This is a genomic window from Pantoea sp. GM01 (assembly GCF_000282675.1).
GTDB classification, from domain to species: domain Bacteria; phylum Pseudomonadota; class Gammaproteobacteria; order Enterobacterales; family Enterobacteriaceae; genus Pantoea; species Pantoea nemavictus.
Map to the genome: position 1 here is coordinate 25,735 of NZ_AKIU01000006.1, position 17,456 is coordinate 43,190.

Annotated in this window: 19 protein-coding genes; 4 read left to right on the forward strand and 15 right to left on the reverse strand. The window is 53.6% G+C overall.

All coding sequences use genetic code 11. The annotated features are described in order from the left end of the window. Positions 1-177: 177 nt before the first annotated feature. Positions 178-1,785 (forward strand): MFS transporter, encoded by a 1,608-nt coding sequence (locus PMI17_RS02540; RefSeq protein ID WP_007885757.1) that lies wholly within the window; start codon positions 178-180, stop codon positions 1,783-1,785. Beyond that, a complete protein-coding gene (locus PMI17_RS02545) occupies positions 1,782-2,921 on the forward strand; it encodes a glycoside hydrolase family 105 protein (protein WP_007885760.1) in 1,140 nt (379 codons plus the stop codon). Before PMI17_RS02540 ends, PMI17_RS02545 begins: the two co-directional genes overlap by 4 nt. Before the next feature lie 180 nt (positions 2,922-3,101). Here the strand turns inward: PMI17_RS02545 and ptsG are convergent, their stop codons facing one another. The 14 genes from ptsG to yceD all read right to left on the reverse strand — a co-directional run bounded on the left by ptsG (position 3,102) and on the right by yceD (position 15,285). Further along, positions 3,102-4,535 carry a PTS glucose transporter subunit IIBC gene (gene ptsG / locus PMI17_RS02550; protein ID WP_007885765.1) on the reverse strand — a complete coding sequence of 478 codons (1,434 nt, stop codon included), beginning with the start codon at positions 4,533-4,535 and terminating at the stop codon, positions 3,102-3,104. 286 nt (positions 4,536-4,821) lie between these two features. Further along, positions 4,822-5,613, reverse strand: a complete 792-nt coding sequence (locus tag PMI17_RS02555; protein ID WP_007885767.1) for a metal-dependent hydrolase — start codon at positions 5,611-5,613, stop codon at positions 4,822-4,824. 17 nt (positions 5,614-5,630) lie between these two features. Next, positions 5,631-6,620: a DNA polymerase III subunit delta' gene (holB, locus tag PMI17_RS02560; RefSeq protein WP_007885768.1), complete on the reverse strand. Its 990-nt coding sequence runs from the start codon at positions 6,618-6,620 to the stop codon at positions 5,631-5,633. Further along, complete coding sequence (gene tmk / locus PMI17_RS02565) at positions 6,617-7,252, reverse strand: dTMP kinase (RefSeq protein ID WP_007885769.1); 636 nt, start codon at positions 7,250-7,252, stop codon at positions 6,617-6,619. Before tmk ends, holB begins: the two co-directional genes overlap by 4 nt. Beyond that, entirely contained in the window at positions 7,242-8,261 is a 1,020-nt protein-coding gene (mltG, locus tag PMI17_RS02570; RefSeq protein ID WP_007885770.1) for an endolytic transglycosylase MltG, read from the reverse strand. Before mltG ends, tmk begins: the two co-directional genes overlap by 11 nt. After that, positions 8,258-9,070 carry an aminodeoxychorismate lyase gene (gene pabC / locus PMI17_RS02575; protein ID WP_007885771.1) on the reverse strand — a complete coding sequence of 271 codons (813 nt, stop codon included), beginning with the start codon at positions 9,068-9,070 and terminating at the stop codon, positions 8,258-8,260. Before pabC ends, mltG begins: the two co-directional genes overlap by 4 nt. A 75-nt stretch (positions 9,071-9,145) precedes the next feature. Continuing rightward, positions 9,146-10,387 carry a beta-ketoacyl-ACP synthase II gene (fabF, locus tag PMI17_RS02580; protein ID WP_007885772.1) on the reverse strand — a complete coding sequence of 414 codons (1,242 nt, stop codon included), beginning with the start codon at positions 10,385-10,387 and terminating at the stop codon, positions 9,146-9,148. 86 nt (positions 10,388-10,473) lie between these two features. Continuing rightward, positions 10,474-10,710 carry an acyl carrier protein gene (acpP, locus tag PMI17_RS02585; protein WP_007885774.1) on the reverse strand — a complete coding sequence of 79 codons (237 nt, stop codon included), beginning with the start codon at positions 10,708-10,710 and terminating at the stop codon, positions 10,474-10,476. Positions 10,711-10,863: 153 nt separating this feature from the next. Then, complete coding sequence (gene fabG, locus PMI17_RS02590) at positions 10,864-11,598, reverse strand: 3-oxoacyl-ACP reductase FabG (RefSeq protein ID WP_007885776.1); 735 nt, start codon at positions 11,596-11,598, stop codon at positions 10,864-10,866. Positions 11,599-11,608: 10 nt separating this feature from the next. Then, positions 11,609-12,541: an ACP S-malonyltransferase gene (gene fabD, locus PMI17_RS02595; RefSeq protein WP_007885777.1), complete on the reverse strand. Its 933-nt coding sequence runs from the start codon at positions 12,539-12,541 to the stop codon at positions 11,609-11,611. 16 nt (positions 12,542-12,557) lie between these two features. Continuing rightward, entirely contained in the window at positions 12,558-13,511 is a 954-nt protein-coding gene (locus PMI17_RS02600; protein ID WP_007885779.1) for a beta-ketoacyl-ACP synthase III, read from the reverse strand. After that, complete coding sequence (plsX, locus tag PMI17_RS02605; RefSeq protein ID WP_007885781.1) at positions 13,512-14,552, reverse strand: phosphate acyltransferase PlsX; 1,041 nt, start codon at positions 14,550-14,552, stop codon at positions 13,512-13,514. A 26-nt stretch (positions 14,553-14,578) separates the two neighbouring features. Next, on the reverse strand, positions 14,579-14,749 hold the full coding sequence (gene rpmF / locus PMI17_RS02610) for a 50S ribosomal protein L32 (RefSeq protein WP_007885783.1): 171 nt from the start codon (positions 14,747-14,749) through the stop codon (positions 14,579-14,581). Between the two features lie 14 nt (positions 14,750-14,763). Beyond that, entirely contained in the window at positions 14,764-15,285 is a 522-nt protein-coding gene (gene yceD, locus PMI17_RS02615; RefSeq protein WP_007885785.1) for a 23S rRNA accumulation protein YceD, read from the reverse strand. Positions 15,286-15,428: 143 nt separating this feature from the next. On the opposite strand from yceD, the gene PMI17_RS02620 reads away from it, so the two are divergent. Further along, positions 15,429-16,010, forward strand: a complete 582-nt coding sequence (locus PMI17_RS02620; RefSeq protein WP_193372770.1) for a nucleoside triphosphate pyrophosphatase — start codon at positions 15,429-15,431, stop codon at positions 16,008-16,010. Between the two features lie 11 nt (positions 16,011-16,021). Here the strand turns inward: PMI17_RS02620 and rluC are convergent, their stop codons facing one another. Next, positions 16,022-16,978, reverse strand: coding sequence for a 23S rRNA pseudouridine(955/2504/2580) synthase RluC (gene rluC, locus PMI17_RS02625; RefSeq protein WP_007885787.1), 957 nt, complete (start codon positions 16,976-16,978; stop codon positions 16,022-16,024). Between the two features lie 141 nt (positions 16,979-17,119). Here rluC and PMI17_RS25295 point away from each other — a divergent pair, with 141 nt between their 5' ends. Then, a complete protein-coding gene (locus PMI17_RS25295) occupies positions 17,120-17,299 on the forward strand; it encodes a hypothetical protein (protein WP_152929112.1) in 180 nt (59 codons plus the stop codon). The last annotated feature ends 157 nt before the right edge of the window (positions 17,300-17,456 follow it).

Here is a 17,456-nt window from a genome sequence, read left to right on the forward strand (position 1 = left end):
TGTTTTATAAATTAGAGATATCACGCCATTTTCTTTGTGATTTTGCCACGACGTTTTAAAGCATTGCGAAATCACGAAGGTTTGCCGGCTTAAGCCGCTCTACTTTCAATCCAATCCGAGCAAGTTGTACGGAGTGATGAGGGATGTGTTTACCGACTAATTCAAGGAGAACCTGCCATGCGCTCTCGTAAGATTGGCCTGGGCCATTATCTGGCCTATGGTTCCGGGGATTTCCTCGGTGCAGGCACCACGGCGCTGACTGCCGCCTGGCTGCTCTACTTCTACACCACCTTTTGCGGGCTCTCGCCGATTCAGGCCACGTTCATTTTTGCCGCCGCCCGCGTGCTGGATGCGGTCGTAAGCCCGCTGATGGGATTCCTGACCGATAACTTCGGTTCAACCTGGCTTGGCAAACGTTTTGGCCGCCGCAAGTTCTTTATCCTGCTCGGCATCCCTTGTGTGTTCAGCTACAGCCTGATGTGGGTTGGCGACATGAGTTTCTGGTGGTATCTGCTGACCTATCTGCTGTTCGATATGGTCTACACCATGATCCTGGTGCCTTATGAAACGCTGGTACCGGAGATGACCGACGATTTCAAACAGAAAACCCGCTTCTCCGGCGCGCGTATTGGCCTGGCGCAACTCTCGGCCATTCTGGCGGCATTCCTGCCGGGCGTATTGATTGGCTGGTTTGGCAAAGAAAATCCTATCTCCTTCTTCTACGCCAGCCTGGTGTTCTCGGTAATTTGTGCGCTGGTGTTAACGCTGGTGTGGCTGTTTACCTGGGAGCGCGATCCAGACGACTTCTCTGCCGAATCACGTCGTGCAGAGCAGGAGAAATCACAGTTGACGCTGATGCAGAGCCTGAAACGCCTCTACACCGAGCTGGCCTCAACGCTGCGCATTCGCATTTTTCGTCAGCATCTTGGGATGTATCTTGGCGGCTATATTGCGCAGGACGTGTTCAACGCGGTATTCACCTGGTATGTGGTGTTTGTGTTGATGCAAAGTGCCCAAATCGCGTCCAATCTGATGGGCACCATGGCGGTGATGCAGTTTATTGCGGTGATGGCGATGATTCCGCTGTGTATCCGCCTTGGACCCGCCCCCGCCTATCGCATGGTGGTCGTACTGTTCGGTCTCAGCGCCCTCTCCTACGCTGGCTTGTGGTACACCGGCATGAACGACAACTTCGCGCTGCTGGTACTGATTTCAGGCCTTGCCGGTCTTGGTCGCGGCGGCATCAATTATGTGCCGTGGAACACCTACACCTATATTGCTGACGTCGATGAAGTGATTACCGGCCAGCGTCGCGAAGGCATTTTCGCCGGCATTATGACGCTGACGCGTAAGGCGTCGCAGGCGGGTGCGGTGATGTTTGTCGGCATCGTATTACAGTTAGCCGGTTTCTCCTCCGGCCAGGCCACCCAAGTGCCTGCCGTCGGCCATACCATTTTGGCGATTCTCAGCGTTGGCACCCTTTGCGTGCTGGCCTGCGGCTTCATTATCTCACTGCGTTTCAAGCTCAACCTGCAAACTCACACCGTGCTGCGTGAAGAGACGCTGAAGATGCGCGCAGCCGGACGCGTGGTGCCTGAACGCATTACGCCACAGGCGCGCGGCATCGTCGAAATGCTGGCGGGCATGCCGTATGAAAATCTGTGGGGCAATAACAACGTCGGTTATCTCAATCGGCATAAAGCGGCTGCGCCGCCGCTGCCGAGCCAGCCGCGATCTTTACCTTCTCTACCTACTACCCTGATTAATGATAGGAATGAACCATGACTGTATTTCCTGTAAAGCACAGCGCATTGCTACGTCAACCTGAGTATCTGTTGCCACGAACCGAACTGGTGCAGTTGATTCATCAGCTCACGCAGAATCTGGTGAATATTACCGACCATAGCGGTGAGTTTTTGCTGCGCCTTGACGATGGGCGGGTGATCGATACCAAAGGCTGGGCCGGTTGGGAGTGGACGCATGGCATCGGTCTATACGGCATGCTGCACTATTATCAACAAACCGGCGATCAGGCGACGTTGAAGATTATTGATGACTGGTTCAGTACGCGGTTGGCGGAAGGTACGCCGACCAAGAACGTCAATACGGTTTGTCCGTTTTTGACGCTGGCCTACCGTTATGAAGAGACGCGAAATGCGGCATGGCGGCCAGTGCTGGAGCGTTGGGCAGAATGGGTAATGTATGAGATGCCACGCACCGAGCAAGACGGCTTGCAGCACATCGTCTATAACAACGAAAATACCCAACAGCTGTGGGACGATACGCTAATGATGAGCGTGATGGCGCTGGCGAAGATTGGTCAGCTGCTCGATCGCCCAGAGTTTGTGGAGGAAGCCAGCTATCAGTTCCTGATTCATACCCAATATTTGATGGATCGCCAAACCGGTTTGTGGTTCCACGGCTGGACGTTTGATGGGCGACACAATTTTGCCAACGCACGTTGGGCGCGCGGCAACAGCTGGCTCACCATCGTGATCCCTGATTTTCTCGAAATGATGAACTGGCCACAACAGCATGCAACGCGCCGTTTCCTGCAGCAGGTGCTGGAGAGTCAGGTGAAGGCACTGAGCAGTTGTCAGCACAGCAGCGGTTTGTGGCATACCTTGCTCGACGATCCCAACAGCTACCCTGAAGCCTCTGCTACCGCCGGTTTCGCCTACGGCATTCTCAAGGCGGTGCGCAAACATTATCTCTCCGCAGAATATCTCCCCATGGCGGAGAAAGCGTTGCGCGGGGTAATCGGCAATATCGACCAGGATGGGGAGTTGAAGCAGGTATCGTTCGGCACGGCAATGGGCAGCGATCTGGAGTATTACCGCCAGATACCGCTTACCTCGATGCCGTATGGCCAGGCAATGGCGCTGCTGTGTTTGACGGAGTATTTGCGGGTCTACTTGTAATAAAAAATGCCCTCATTGGAGGGCATTTTTAGGCACCGAAATTAAAGTGCATTGAAGCGGCGGCAGAGGAGTAAAGCATCCCAAGCCATGGATGGCTTGGGGCGAGCCCCAGGGGATGGTTTATGGCGTCTTTACGATCTGACGCCGCTTCATCGCACCGGCTCTGCCCGCCAACTTAGGTTACATACTGCGGATATAGTCATCCATTTCGGTTTTCAGGTTATCGGACTTAGTACCGAAAATTGCCTGAACGCCTGAACCTGCCACCACGACGCCACGTGCACCCAGCGTTTTCAATTCAGCTTGATCCACTTTACCCACATCCGCCACGCTCACGCGCAGACGGGTAATGCAGGCATCCAGATTAGTGATGTTCTCTTTACCACCAAACGCGGTAACCAGTTTGCCCGCCATTTCGCTGCCGGTTGCGCTGCTCTGCTCCATTGCAGTGTCCTCGCGGCCAGGTGTTTTCAGGTTCAGTTTCACAATCAGGAAACGGAATACGGTGTAGTAAATCAGGCCGTAAATGATGCCGACAATCGGGAACAGCCAGATTTTGCTGCTGTTGCCGCTCAGCACGATAAAGTCGATCAAACCGTGTGAGAAACTGGTGCCGTCACGCATACCGAGCAGAATACAGATTGGGAATGCCAGACCTGCCAGAATCGCGTGGATCACATACAGAATCGGCGCGACGAACATGAAGGCGAACTCGATCGGTTCGGTAATACCGGTCAGGAACGAGGTCAGCGCGGCCGAGATCATGATGCCGCCCACTTTGGCGCGGTTTTCTGGTTTAGCCGAGTGCCAAATCGCGATAGCAGCGGCTGGCAGACCATACATTTTGAACAGGAAGCCGCCAGACAGTTTGCCTGCGGTTGGGTCGCCCGCCATGTAGCGCGGAATATCACCGTGGAATACCTGACCTGCCGCATTGGTGAATTCACCAATCTGCATCTGGAAAGGAACGTTCCAGATGTGATGCAGACCAAACGGCACCAGCGAACGCTCAATCAGACCGTACAGTCCAAAGGCGACCACCGGGTTTTGATAGGCTGCCCACTGCGAGAAGTTCTGAATAGCGGTACCGATTGGTGGCCAGATGAACGACAACACCACACCGGTGAAAATTGCCGCCAGGCCCGAGATGATCGGCACAAAGCGCTTGCCCGCAAAGAAGCCGAGATACTCAGGTAGCTTGATGCGATAGAAGCGATTAAACATATAGGCAGCAATCGAGCCGGCAATAATCCCGCCGAGCACACCGGTATCTGCCAGATGCTTAGCTTCGATTTCCGCAGCCGAGATATGCAGCACCAGTGGCGCGACCACCGCCATGGTTTTCACCATGATGCCGTAAGCAACCACAGCCGCCAGCGCTGAAACGCCGTCGTTATTGGTAAAGCCTAGCGCTACACCAATCGCAAAGATCAGCGGCATATTGGCAAATACCGAACCACCCGCTTCGGCCATTACGTGGGAAACCACTTCCGGCAGCCAGCTAAAGTTTGCAGAACCAACACCTAACAAAATACCGGCAATCGGCAGAACCGATACCGGCAACATCAGCGATTTACCTACTTTCTGCAGGTTCGCAAATGCGTTCTTGAACATAGAAACTCCTGAGTATGAGTGCAATTTTTTTGCGCAGTGCGCATGGCTCAGGGGGAGGATCCTTCGCCGGGGTGACGCTGAGCGTCTTTTGATTTATTACGAAGAGTAAAATAAATCGCTAATTGTTAAATTGACGGCCATCACATTTCGCTAAGGAGAGGGATATCCTTTCAGTCATTTCTTACTGACTTGAGCTAATAAACAGCAATAAAACACTGCCTGCGTCGATGAAGACGCAGTGCAGCTGTATTATTTGTGATTAATTACAGTGTTTGAAATAAAGCCGTTAGCAGCCGAGACGGCTCATTGGGATATGGAACAGGCGGGAGAAATTTTCCGTGGTGGCTGCGGCCAGCGTCTCAATATCGACACCTTTTAACACCGCCATGTAGTCCGCAACATCGCGGGTAAATGCGGGCTGGTTTTCTTTACCACGATGCGGCACCGGCGCCAGATAGGGTGAATCCGTCTCCACCAGCATACGATCCAGCGGCACATAGCGCGCCGCATCGCGGATCTGCTCGGCGTTGCGGAACGTTAAAATGCCGGAGAAAGAGATATAAAAGCCGAGATCCAGCAGCTTGGCCGCGGTTTCCTTATCTTCAGTGAAGCAGTGCAGCACGCCACCACATTTTTCTACCTGCTCTTCACGCAGAATCGCCAGCGTATCCTCACGCGCATCGCGCGTATGCACAATAATCGGTTTATTCAGTGCGATGCCGGTGCGAATGTGCTCGCGGAACGAGGCTTGCTGCTGCGCTTTAGTTTCCTGCTGATAGAAGTAATCCAGCCCGGTTTCACCCAGCGCCACGACGCGATCTTCCGCGGCCAGGCGACGAAACTCTTCAACGTCGTACGGCGCCTCCTGATTCAGAGGATGTACGCCACAGGCCAACGCAATGTTTTCACGGTCGCCAACCAGCTGTTTGATTTTGTAGTAATCCGGCAAGGTGGTGGCGATCGCGAGCATAAACTTCACATCGCGCGCGGCGGCTTTTGCGATGACATCATCCAGATCGCGATGATGTTTTTCGTAATCAAGGCCATCAAGATGGCAGTGTGAATCGACAATAAACATAGAAATCTCTTTTTCGCTTAGCCGACGACTGCTGGTGAGAGTAAACGTCCCCAGGCGAGTAAACGATCGGTGAGAATTAATTCACGGTTGAGCGCGGCTACATGCAGCAGTTGATCGCGGCATTGCATCCACTGCTGCGCGCTGCTGTTCAGCGAGCTGCTATTCATTTGCTGCGCCAGTTGCGTAACCACATCGGGACGATCGCCGTTACTTAGCCAGTGACTCGCGCCCTGCTGCACTTTCATTGCATCAACCAGCAGCGAAATCAACCAACTAAGATGCTCGGCGACATCCTCGCTGTTCAGCGCGGGCAGCAGTTGCAGCACATCGCCGTTAAGCGCTTTGATCAGCGTCTCACACAGCGTTTCACGTGCCTGCCAGCGTTCAGGCTGTAATAGCGTCAACGCGGCCGCAGGTGCGCCATTACTCAGGCGCAAGGCTGCACGCAGTTTAGCTTCCGGCTGCGGCTGCTGTTTTTGCAACCATTGCAAACTCAGAGCCTCTTCCGGCGGCGACAGATGCCACGTCATGCAGCGACTGCGTAGCGTGGCCAGCAATCGCGAAGGCTCGCGCACACTGAGGAAAAACCAACAGTTGACCGGTGGCTCTTCCAGCGTTTTCAATAACGCATTGGCAGCGGCTTCAGTGAGCTGTGACGCGTCGGGCAACCAGACGATCTTCGCGCCGCCCTGCTGGGCGAAATGGTAAAGCTTTTCAGTAACGTCGCGCACCGCGTCAATGCCGAGCGAAGACTTGCCCTTCTCCGCTTCAAGGCGATACCAATCCGGATGCGTGTGCGCCTGCATCAGTTGGCAGCCGTGGCAGTGCCCACAGCTTTTCAGCCCTTCCGGCTGCAAACACATCAACCAACGGCTTACGCCCCATATCAGCGCATCATCGCCCATCCCTTCAATGGCCTGTACCAGCAAGGCGTGATGTGCCTGACCACTTTGATGACGCGCGATGATCTGTCGATAAGGCTGATTCAGCCACGGATACCAGTTCATACCGATTGATCTGCCAGCCAGTGACGTAATGCACCTTTAAGTGACATCGTCACGTCTGCGATGTTTTGTGTGGCGTCAATGGTCAGGATGTTAGGATCCTCAGCCGCCAGTGCTAAATAGCGTTCACGTGTGCGTTCAAAAAAGCGCAGCGACTCTTGCTCGATACGATCCAGCTCACCGCGAGCCCGAGCGCGCTGTAAGCCAATTTCTGGCGTTACGTCGAGATACAGCGTCAGATCGGGACGGAAATCGCCCAGTACCGCATCGCGCAGCGTGGTCATGAGCTGCGCATCCAGGCCGCGTCCGCCGCCCTGATACGCTTGTGATGAGAGATCGTGACGATCGCCGACTACCCAGGCACCGCGTGCCAACGCGGGTTTAATCACGTTTTCGACCAACTGCACGCGGGCTGCGTACAGCATCAGCAGCTCCGCTTTATCGGTAACCTGTTCACCTTCGATGCCCTGCTTCACCAACACCCGCAGCTGTTCCGCCAATGGCGTACCGCCGGGCTCACGCGTGTAGACGACGTCATTAATGCCATGCTCATGCAGCACGGCGACCAACGCATCACGTGCGGTGGTTTTGCCCGCGCCTTCCAGACCTTCGATGACGATAAACTTACTTTTCATTTTTTTCCTTCATGGCCAACCGATAAACCTGCACCGCTTTATTATGGCTGGCCAGATTGGTGGTAAAGGTGTGTCCACCTTTGCCATCTGCGACGAAATAGAGGTAGTTGGTCTTCTCTGGATGCGCCGCCGCTTCGAGTGACGCACGGCCTGGCATCGCAATCGGTCCCGGCGGTAAGCCGCTAATGGTGTAGGTATTGTAATCGGTTGGCGTTTCCAGGTTTTTACGCGTTAGCGTGCCAGCATAGCTATCACCCATGCCATAAATGACAGTGGGATCGGTTTGCAGTTTCATGCCGGTGCGCAGGCGATTGATAAACACTGATGCCACGCGCGCGCGCTCTTCACTTACACCGGTTTCTTTTTCGATGATAGACGCCATGGTGACTAAATCCTGCTCTTTCTTGTAAGGCAGATTATCCATGCGCCCCTGCCAAATCTCATCAACCAGTTTATTCATACGCGCATGCGCACGTTCCAGCAGCGCCACATCGCTGGTATTGGCGGTATAAAGGTAGGTGTCTGGATAGAAGCTGCCTTCCAGTTGGTTAACCTCAAGCTTGAGCGCAGCGGCAACGGTGGTAAATTGATCGTCGGTCAGCGTATGTTTCAAATAGGGTGCTTTACGCAGCTCCGCTAACCACTCGGTTAAGCGTGAACCTTCAATAAAGCGCACCGGGAATTGCGCTTCTTTACCGCTTGCCAGAAGTTGCAGTAGCTGGCGCACCGTCATGCCAGTTTCAAGGCGATAGGTACCCGCTTTAAACTTTGCCAGTTCGGGCTCCAGTTTGAGTAACGGCCCAAACCAGATACTTTGTGGAATAATGTGCTGGCTTTCCAACTGCGCTTCTAACACCACGCGGCCGCTACCGGCGGGCAAGGTGTAAATGGTTTCCTGCTGCAGTGTTAACGGTGTATCGGCTAAGCGTTCAATCTGCCAATAGCTAAAGGCGGCGGCGAGTCCTGCGACAACCACTACGCCTGCGAGAATTTTTTTCATTCGAGTCATGATGCTTCCATCGTCGGGCAACTGGCGCGCAGTTGCTGGTACAGCGAGCGTGCGGTAAACGAAACGTCGTCAATTTGTCGCACGGGTAAAACGGGCATCAGGGCGTTACAAATTACCACTTCATCGGCATTCAACACCTCGTCCCTGCTGCCATCAATCAGCTGACAAGTTTGGCCATTCGCGGCCATCTGTGCCATCAGATAACGACGCATAATGCCATCCACGCCAGCTTGTTCAAGGCGCGGCGTAAAAACGTTGCCGCCTTTGCGCCAGAATAAATTGGCCGCACAGCATTCCACCACCGTCCCTTCAGTGTCAAGCACCAGCGCCTCGTCGCCGCCCGTCTGGTCAAGATGGTGGCGAATCATTACCTGCTCAAGGCGATTCAGATGCTTCACACCGGCCAGCAACGGATTGCGCGCCAGACGTATTGGGCTAGTCTGGAGCACTGCACCCTGCTGTTGCAGGGCGGCGTAGTGCTGCGGCCACGGAGAGAGCGAAACAATACGCGTAGGTGAGGTGCAACCGGTGCGGCTGTAACCGCGGCCACCTGCGCCTGGCGTTAAAATAACTTTGAGTACCGCCTGCATCTCTCCATGAGCAGCCTGGCACATTTCAGCGGAGAGTTGCGGTAGGTCGGGTGCAGCCATGAATAAGCGTTCGCAGCCCTTACGCAGACGTTGCAGATGCGCATCCAGTAAAACAACCTTTCCGTTGATTACGGCGGCGGTGGTAAAACAGCCGTCACCAAATTGCACGCTGCGATCGCGTGCTGAAAGCTCGGTTTGTTGTATGCCGTTGATCCACATGCTGGTCACCTTGAACACCACAATAGCAATATAAAAAAGGCCCGCATTGCGGGCCTCTGTATAGCTCAGGAGCGATTATACCTTACGGAAGATCAGCGAGCCGTTGGTGCCGCCAAACCCGAAGGAGTTACACAACGTGTACTCCAGTCCGCTGATCTGGCGCGCCGTATGTGGCACGAAGTCCAGATCACAACCTTCGTCAGGATTGTCGAGGTTGATGGTCGGTGGAATCGCCTGGTCGCGCAGCGCCAGAATCGAATAAATCGCTTCTACCGCACCAGCAGCGCCCAGCAAATGACCGGTCATCGACTTGGTTGAACTGACCATCACACTGTGAGCTGCAGCACCAAATACCGATTTCACCGCCTGCGCTTCCGCTTTGTCGCCGGCTGGCGTTGAGGTGCCGTGCGCGTTGACATAGCCGATCTGCTCAGCGTTCAGCTGCGCATCACGCAGTGCATTAACCATCGCGGCTGCAGCGCCTGAACCGTCTTCCGGAGGTGACGTCATGTGGTAAGCATCGCTGCTCATGCCGAAACCAATAATTTCAGCATAAATCTTCGCACCACGTTTCTTCGCGTGTTCGTACTCTTCCAGTACGACAATGCCAGCACCGTCACCCAACACGAAACCGTCACGATCTTTATCCCACGGACGGCTTGCCGCCTGCGGATTGTCATTACGGGTAGAGAGCGCACGTGCAGCACCGAAACCACCGACACCTAATGGCGTACTGGCTTTTTCCGCACCACCGGCCAACATCACATCCGCATCGTTATACGCAATAATTCGCGCCGCATGACCAATGTTATGCACGCCGGAGGTACACGCCGTTGCGATTGAGATGCTTGGGCCTTTCAGGCCATACATAATGGTGAGGTGACCTGCCACCATGTTTACGATGGTAGACGGTACAAAGAACGGGCTGATTTTACGCGGACCACCGTTGACCAGCGAGCTGTGGTTATCTTCGATTAAACCCAGTCCGCCAATGCCAGAACCGATTGCCGCACCAATGCGACCCGCATTCTCATCAGTTACGACCAGACCTGAGTCTGCCATAGCCTGAATACCAGCAACGATGCCGTATTGGATGAAGTCATCCATCTTGCGCTGATCTTTGCGCGAGATGAAATCATCGCAATTGAAATCTCTTACTAAGCCTGCAAAACGCGTTGCGTAGGCACTAGTATCAAAATGGTCGATCAGGCTAATGCCGCTCTGACCGGCAAGGAGAGCACTCCAGGTAGACTCTACGGTATTGCCGACAGGAGACAACATGCCAAGACCAGTCACAACTACACGACGCTTAGACACGCACGTCCTCCAGGGAGGGAAAAAATAACGCTATGTGGGGCAAACATAAAACTCAGGCGGTCGAGGTGACCGCCTGAAGATATTCATTAGCCTTGATGGCTATTGATGTAGTCGATCGCTGCCTGAACGGTAGTGATTTTCTCAGCTTCTTCGTCTGGAATTTCAGTATCAAACTCTTCTTCCAGAGCCATTACCAGCTCAACGGTGTCAAGAGAATCTGCACCAAGGTCTTCAACGAAAGAAGCAGTGTTAATCACTTCGTCTTCTTTAACACCCAGCTGCTCAGCTACGATTTTCTTAACGCGTTGTTCGATATCGCTCATACTATTTAATTTCCTATCAAAACTCGCTTTCGCGATGGTTTTCGTAGTGTATAAAATGTTGAAAAAGATGCAACAAAATCCCGGCTGGTCGAACCACGATTTTGCGTTATTCTGCGGTGTTTACCGCAGATAAAGCAAATGTTTTCGTGATTATCAGACCATGTACATGCCGCCGTTGACATGAAGCGTCTCACCCGTGATGTAGGCTGCTTCGTCAGAGGCTAAGAATGCAACAGCATTGGCAATCTCCTGCGGGTCACCTAAACGACCTGCAGGAACTTCTGCCAAAATACCCGAACGTTGATCTTCGTTCAGTGCACGCGTCATGTCCGTCTCAATAAAGCCCGGAGCCACGACGTTTACAGTAATGCCACGTGACGCAATTTCTCGCGCCAGTGATTTGCTAAAGCCAATCAAACCTGCTTTTGCTGCCGCATAGTTTGCCTGACCCGCGTTACCCATGGTCCCAACTACAGAACCGATGGTAATGATACGGCCCACGCGTTTTTTCATCATGGCACGCATAACCGCCTTAGAAAGACGGAAGACCGATGTCAGGTTGGTATCAAGGATATCCGCCCATTCATCGTCTTTCATGCGCATCAACAGATTGTCACGCGTAATGCCTGCATTATTGACTAAAATGTCCACTTCGCCAAATTCGGCGCGAACTTGTTCGAGGACGCTCTCAATTGAGGCTGCATCAGTGACGTTCAGCAGCAGGCCTTTGCCCTTGTCGCCGAGGTAAGCACTGATTGCTTCTGCACCGCTCGCACTGGTGGCGGTTCCCACCACTTTTGCACCGCGCGCAGCCAGCGTTTCCGCAATGGCGCGACCAATACCACGGCTTGCACCGGTAACCAGCGCTACTTTACCTTCAAAGCTCATGTTTTTCCTCTTATTCCTGTGTAAGCGCCGCACTCAGTGAAGCAGAATCGTTCACGGCAGCGGCACTCAGGCTATCCACAATACGTTTGGTCAGACCGGTCAGGACTTTGCCTGGACCGATCTCCAGCAGCTGTTCTACGCCTTGTGTAGCAATAAATTCGACCGCTTCGGTCCAGCGCACTGGGCTATACAGCTGACGTACCAGCGCGCTTCGAATCGCAGCGCCGTCGGTTTCACACTTCACATCAACGTTATTAACCACCGGTACGGCAGGTGCGTTAAAGGTAATAGCTTCCAGCGCAACCGCCAGTTTATCGGCAGCCGGCTTCATCAGCGCGCAATGTGACGGCACGCTCACCGGCAATGGCAGCGCACGTTTGGCGCCAGCAGCTTTACACGCTGCACCTGCACGCTCAACCGCTTCTTTATTACCGGCGATCACGACCTGACCTGGCGAGTTGAAATTGACCGGTGAAACCACCTGGCCTTGCGCACTCTCTTCGCAGGCTTTACGAATGGACGCATCGTCCAGACCAATAATAGCCTGCATTGCGCCCGTGCCTTCTGGCACCGCTTCCTGCATTAATTTGCCACGCAGCTCAACCAGTTTAATGGCATCCGCGAAGTCGAGCACACCAGCACAAACCAGTGCAGAATACTCACCAAGGCTGTGACCAGCCATCAGCGTTGGCTGCGTTGCGTTCTTGCTCTGCAACACACGATAGATAGCAACTGAAGCTGCCAGCAACGCAGGCTGCGTCTGCCAGGTTTTATTCAACTCTTCAGCCGGCCCTTGCTGGACTAACTGCCATAAGTCATAACCCAGCGCGTCAGAAGCTTCACGGAAAGTGGCTTCAACCTGCGGATTTTCGGCAGCCAGCTCGGCTAACATGCCGACAGTCTGCGATCCCTGTCCTGGGAAAACATAAGCAAATTGCGTCATCTTTCGTTCCTGTCAATCAAAAGCGAACCAGTGCAGAACCCCAGGTGAAACCACCACCAAAGGCCTCTAGCAAAATCAGTTGTCCCGGCTTGATACGGCCATCACGCACCGCTTCATCCAGCGCACTTGGCACGGAAGCGGCTGAGGTATTGCCGTGGCGATCCAGCGTGACCACCACTTTCTCCATGCCCATGCCCAGCTTTTTGGCGGTTGCGCTAATTATGCGCAGGTTCGCTTGATGCGGCACCAGCCAGTCGAGCATTTCACGATCGAGATTGTTGGCTTGCAGGGTTTCATCAACAATGTGCGCCAGTTCAGTTACCGCCACTTTGAAGACTTCATTGCCCGCCATTGTTAGATAAGCCGGCTCATCCTGATGGGCACGATCCTGATACGGCAGCGTTAACAGCTTACTGTAACGGCCATCGGCGTGCAGATGAGTGGAAAGGATGCCTGGCTCTTGGCTCTGGCTCAGCACCACAGCGCCCGCACCATCACCGAACAGAATAATGGTGCCGCGATCGTTGGGATCGAGCGTACGTGCTAACACGTCTGCGCCGATCACCAGAGCATGTTTAACGACACCATTTTTGATGTATTGATCGGCAACGCTCAGTGCATAGGTGAAGCCCGCACAGGCAGCGGCCAAATCGAAAGCGGCGCAGTCATTGATCTCCAGCATTTGCTGGATCATGCATGCAGAACTTGGGAAGGCATGGCTGGAAGACGTCGTGGCCACAATGATCAGGCCAACGTCGCTCGCATTCACACCCGCCATTTCCAGCGCGCGTTGTGCTGCGGTGAAGCCCATGGTGGCGACCGTTTCATCCGGTGCTGCAATGCGGCGCTCACGGATGCCGGTACGGGTGACAATCCACTCGTCCGTCGTCTCGACCATTTTTTCCAGATCCGCGTTAGAGCGAATCTGCTCAGGCAAATAGCTGCCCGTACCGATAATTTTGGTAAACATCTACGCTTTGTCACTCCTGGCTAATACAGTGTCAAGGCGCGCCGCAATCCTCTCTGGGACTTGCCTTCGCACCGTCTGCTCTGCCTGCTCTATCGCCACGGCAAATGCACGTTGATTCGCCGCACCGTGGCTTTTGATCACTGTCCCGCGCAATCCTAACAGACAAGCGCCATTGTACTGGTCGGGGTTGAGGTGGCCGAAACGCTTTGCCAGGCGCTTTTGAATCCAGCGCCCCAACAATTTTAGCCACCAGGCCCGTTTTTTTCCTTCCTCTGATGATTTCAGCAGAGAGAGGAACATTCTTACCACGCCTTCCATGGTCTTCAACGTGACGTTACCCACGAAGCCATCACAGACCAGCACATCCGTCTTGCCGGTGAGGAGATCGTTCCCCTCAAGATAACCAATATAGTTGATTTGCGGTGACGCTCGCAGCACCGCAGATGCGGCGCGGATTGCTTCCAATCCTTTAGTCTCTTCCTGACCAATATTCAGCAACGCCACCCGCGGCTGGGCGATCTCCAGCACTTCTTCGGCCATCACTGCGCCCATAATCGCAAACTGCACCAGCATGGCGCTGTCAGATTCGACGTTGGCACCGAGATCCAGCACCACCGTTTTGCCATGTTGCTGATGCGGTAAAACCGTCATCAGCGCCGGACGATCTATGCCATCCAGCGGTTTTAATAACATTTTCGCCAGCCCCATCAACGCGCCGGTATTTCCCGCACTGACACAGGCTTGCGCTTTACCCTCTTTCACCAACTCTAACGCCACACGCATTGAACTGCCGCGGCTGTTACGAATTGCCTGAGAGGGTTTGGCATCACTTGCAATAACCGATTCGGCAGGAATAACCTGCACACGCCTCTGTAACGAGGAATCCGCTTTGGCAAGAAATGACGAGATGATGTCGGGATCACCGACCAGAAGAAGAACCAGCTCCGAATGAGAGGCCAGTGCCTGCAAGGCTGCAGGCACTGTCACGCAGGGACCGAAATCCCCGCCCATGGCATCAACTGCCAGGGTCAAACGTGTCAAGGTATCGCCTTGTGTAATCGCGAGGATTACTTGGTGATAACCTTGCGACCGCGGTAGTAACCATCCGCAGTGATATGGTGACGCAGATGAGTTTCGCCAGAAACTTTATCTACTGACAGAGCAGCAGTGGTCAGAGCATCGTGTGAACGACGCATACCACGCTTAGAACGGGTTGGTTTATTCTGTTGTACGGCCATGGACCTTACTCCTATTACTTACGCTTTAAACTGGCTAATACGGCAAACGGATTTGGTTTTTCTGCCTCTGGAGGCAATTGACCAAATACCATGTCCGCGTCGGACACTTCACAGTGTTCAGAATCATGCACCGGAACCACGGGCAGCGCGAGGATGAGTTCATCTTCGATCACCGCCAGCAAGTCGATCTCACCAAAATCATTGACATCAACTGGCTCGTAGGCTTCCGGTAGTGCTTCGGCCTGTTCATCAGAAGAGACAGGACTGAAGCAATAGCTTACGTGAACATGACGTGGAAACGACTGGTTGCAGCGTTGACATGACAGAGTCACCTGCACTTCGGCTGTTCCTTGCAGAACGGCGAGGCGCTGGTTGTCAACCGCAAACGACATATCGCATTCAACTTCACTGTCCACACTCACGACCGTTTCGGCCAAGCGCGCCACCAATTCAGGTGCATAAACACCATGATAATCAAGGCGTTTTTGCGCGGCGCGGACCGGATCGAGCGTCAGGGGTAATTTTACCTTTTGCATAGGGCGCGCATATTAACTTTGTAACGTCATAGAGTCAAAGAAAAAGGCCGGTTTACGGCATCTTTCACCCGTTAGTCGCATCCAGTGCGGCGCATAGTTTAAAATGACTGTCATCTTTACGCTATCTATTCTGAAAAAAAATGATGACACCTTTGGTATTAGCTTCTACCTCTCCTTTTCGTCAGGCGCTGCTGAACAAATTGGGCCTGCCTTTTATTACCGCTGCGCCCAATTGTGACGAAACACCGCTGATGGATGAATCGGCACCCGAGCTGGTGCAGCGTCTGGCCTTAGCCAAGGCAGAGGCGCTTGCTGGACATCATCCCAATAGCTGGATTGTCGGTTCCGATCAGGTCTGCGTGTTAAATGGCGAGATTACCGGCAAGCCGCATACCGTAGAGAACGCCTGCCGTCAGCTCGCTGCTGCCAGCGGCAATGCCATAACCTTTTATACCGGGCTGGCGCTGATACAACCGCAGAGCGGCAAACGGTGGGTTATTTGCGAACCTTTTACTGTCCATTTCCGTCAGTTAAGTGCAGAAGAGATACGCGGTTATGTGGAGAAGGAGCAGCCGCTGCAATGCGCAGGTAGCTTTAAAAGTGAGGGATTAGGGATTTGTTTGTTCGATAAACTGGAAGGACGCGATCCCAATACCTTAATTGGCTTACCGCTGATTGCTTTGAATGAGATGCTAAGAGCGGCGGGCATCAACGCGCTATGTTGATGCCCGCGTAATCAGGCTTTTTTCTGGCGCAGCTGGGCCAGGCAGTGCTTCAGTGCGCCATCCAGTGGCGCCTCCATCCGCAGCACTTCTCCGGTGTTGGGATGGGTAAAAGTCAAGGCGGCGGCATGCAGGAACAGCCGAGATAAGCCGGTCGAACTAAGCTGCGCGTCAAATTCGCGATCGCCATAACGATCGTCAAAAGCGATGGGATGTCCGCCATGCAGCGTATGGACGCGGATCTGATGCGTACGCCCCGTCACCGGGCTCGCTTTAACCAGGGTCGCAAAGCCGAAGCGCTCTTCAACCTTAAAGCGCGTCTCGGAGGGCTTACCCTCAGCACTCACGCGCACTACGCGCTCACCACTCTGCAAAATATTCTTCAGCAGTGGCGCCTGCACCACTTTCAGATGCGATGGCCAGTCACCGCGCACCAGCGCCAGATAATCTTTCTGCATGCCCTTCTCACGCAGTTGCTCATGCAGCGAACGCAGCGCCGAGCGCTTCTTCGCCACCAGCAAGATGCCAGAAGTATCGCGGTCGAGGCGATGTACTAATTCGAGAAAACGCGCTTCCGGACGCAACGCGCGCAATCCTTCAATCACGCCAAAACTTAATCCGCTGCCGCCGTGCACCGCTGTACCGGAGGGTTTATTCATCACCATCAAATAGTCATCTTCGTACAGAATGGCGTTGGTCAGAGCCGCAACTTTATCCAGCTTCGGTGAAACGGTATTTTCCTCGCGCTCGGCAACCCGAACTGGCGGAATGCGCAGCTCGTCGCCATCCTCCAGCTTATATTCGGGTTTCACGCGTTTTTTGTTCACCCGCACTTCACCTTTACGCAAAATGCGATAAATCATGCTTTTTGGCACGCCCTTGAGCTGGGTGCGCAAAAAGTTATCAATACGTTGTCCGGCATTTTCAGCCGTAATGGCGACATACTGTACGCCGGGATTCTCTGTTTTCATGGCGGCGATTCTAATTAGTGTCCCTGGATAGCGCCACCCCTTTTTCTGTGCTTAACTCTCTCTTTGTCGCGTCACGAAACGTTGAAAATGGCGACATTTTCAACGATGCGATGATTAGCCCTGCAAATGAACAGGTTAAGGATGAATAAACTTCTCAGCTTGGCAAAAGTCGCCTTGCTATATGTTGGTGAGCAATGGAATAATGCAGGTGTTTCTGCCCTGGAAAGATTCAGGCAGGAAAAAGAGCGAAATAAGTCATTTTGCCGGATTGAACGGACACGCAGCAATGGCGTAAGACGTAATGTTAAATCAGGCACTTAGCGGGCTGCGGGTTGCGGCCTGGACGACAGACTAGGATGAGTGGATTTTTGAATACTCTGTAACACTTCCACCTTCAGGCGCTGGATTTCCTTATGAAAAACAGGCCACCGACAAGATTTGCGCCCCTTTAGCCGCCGACAACCGTGAGGTTGACGTC

Bases quoted from the DNA above. Each gene is read 5' to 3' on its own strand.
- PMI17_RS02545 (WP_007885760.1), top strand. From the start codon at position 1,782: ATGACTGTATTTCCTGTAAAGCACAGCGCATTGCTACGTCAACCTGAG.
- PMI17_RS02540 (WP_007885757.1), top strand. From the start codon at position 178: ATGCGCTCTCGTAAGATTGGCCTGGGCCATTATCTGGCCTATGGTTCC.
- rpmF (WP_007885783.1), bottom strand. From the start codon at position 14,749: ATGGCCGTACAACAGAATAAACCAACCCGTTCTAAGCGTGGTATGCGT.
- yceD (WP_007885785.1), bottom strand. From the start codon at position 15,285: ATGCAAAAGGTAAAATTACCCCTGACGCTCGATCCGGTCCGCGCCGCG.
- PMI17_RS02620 (WP_193372770.1), top strand. From the start codon at position 15,429: ATGACACCTTTGGTATTAGCTTCTACCTCTCCTTTTCGTCAGGCGCTG.
- ptsG (WP_007885765.1), bottom strand. From the start codon at position 4,535: ATGTTCAAGAACGCATTTGCGAACCTGCAGAAAGTAGGTAAATCGCTG.
- fabG (WP_007885776.1), bottom strand. From the start codon at position 11,598: ATGAGCTTTGAAGGTAAAGTAGCGCTGGTTACCGGTGCAAGCCGTGGT.
- pabC (WP_007885771.1), bottom strand. From the start codon at position 9,070: ATGTGGATCAACGGCATACAACAAACCGAGCTTTCAGCACGCGATCGC.
- rluC (WP_007885787.1), bottom strand. From the start codon at position 16,978: ATGAAAACAGAGAATCCCGGCGTACAGTATGTCGCCATTACGGCTGAA.
- PMI17_RS02555 (WP_007885767.1), bottom strand. From the start codon at position 5,613: ATGTTTATTGTCGATTCACACTGCCATCTTGATGGCCTTGATTACGAA.
- PMI17_RS25295 (WP_152929112.1), top strand. From the start codon at position 17,120: ATGAATAAACTTCTCAGCTTGGCAAAAGTCGCCTTGCTATATGTTGGT.
- fabD (WP_007885777.1), bottom strand. From the start codon at position 12,541: ATGACGCAATTTGCTTATGTTTTCCCAGGACAGGGATCGCAGACTGTC.
- mltG (WP_007885770.1), bottom strand. From the start codon at position 8,261: ATGACTCGAATGAAAAAAATTCTCGCAGGCGTAGTGGTTGTCGCAGGA.
- acpP (WP_007885774.1), bottom strand. From the start codon at position 10,710: ATGAGCGATATCGAACAACGCGTTAAGAAAATCGTAGCTGAGCAGCTG.
- PMI17_RS02600 (WP_007885779.1), bottom strand. From the start codon at position 13,511: ATGTTTACCAAAATTATCGGTACGGGCAGCTATTTGCCTGAGCAGATT.
- holB (WP_007885768.1), bottom strand. From the start codon at position 6,620: ATGAACTGGTATCCGTGGCTGAATCAGCCTTATCGACAGATCATCGCG.
- tmk (WP_007885769.1), bottom strand. From the start codon at position 7,252: ATGAAAAGTAAGTTTATCGTCATCGAAGGTCTGGAAGGCGCGGGCAAA.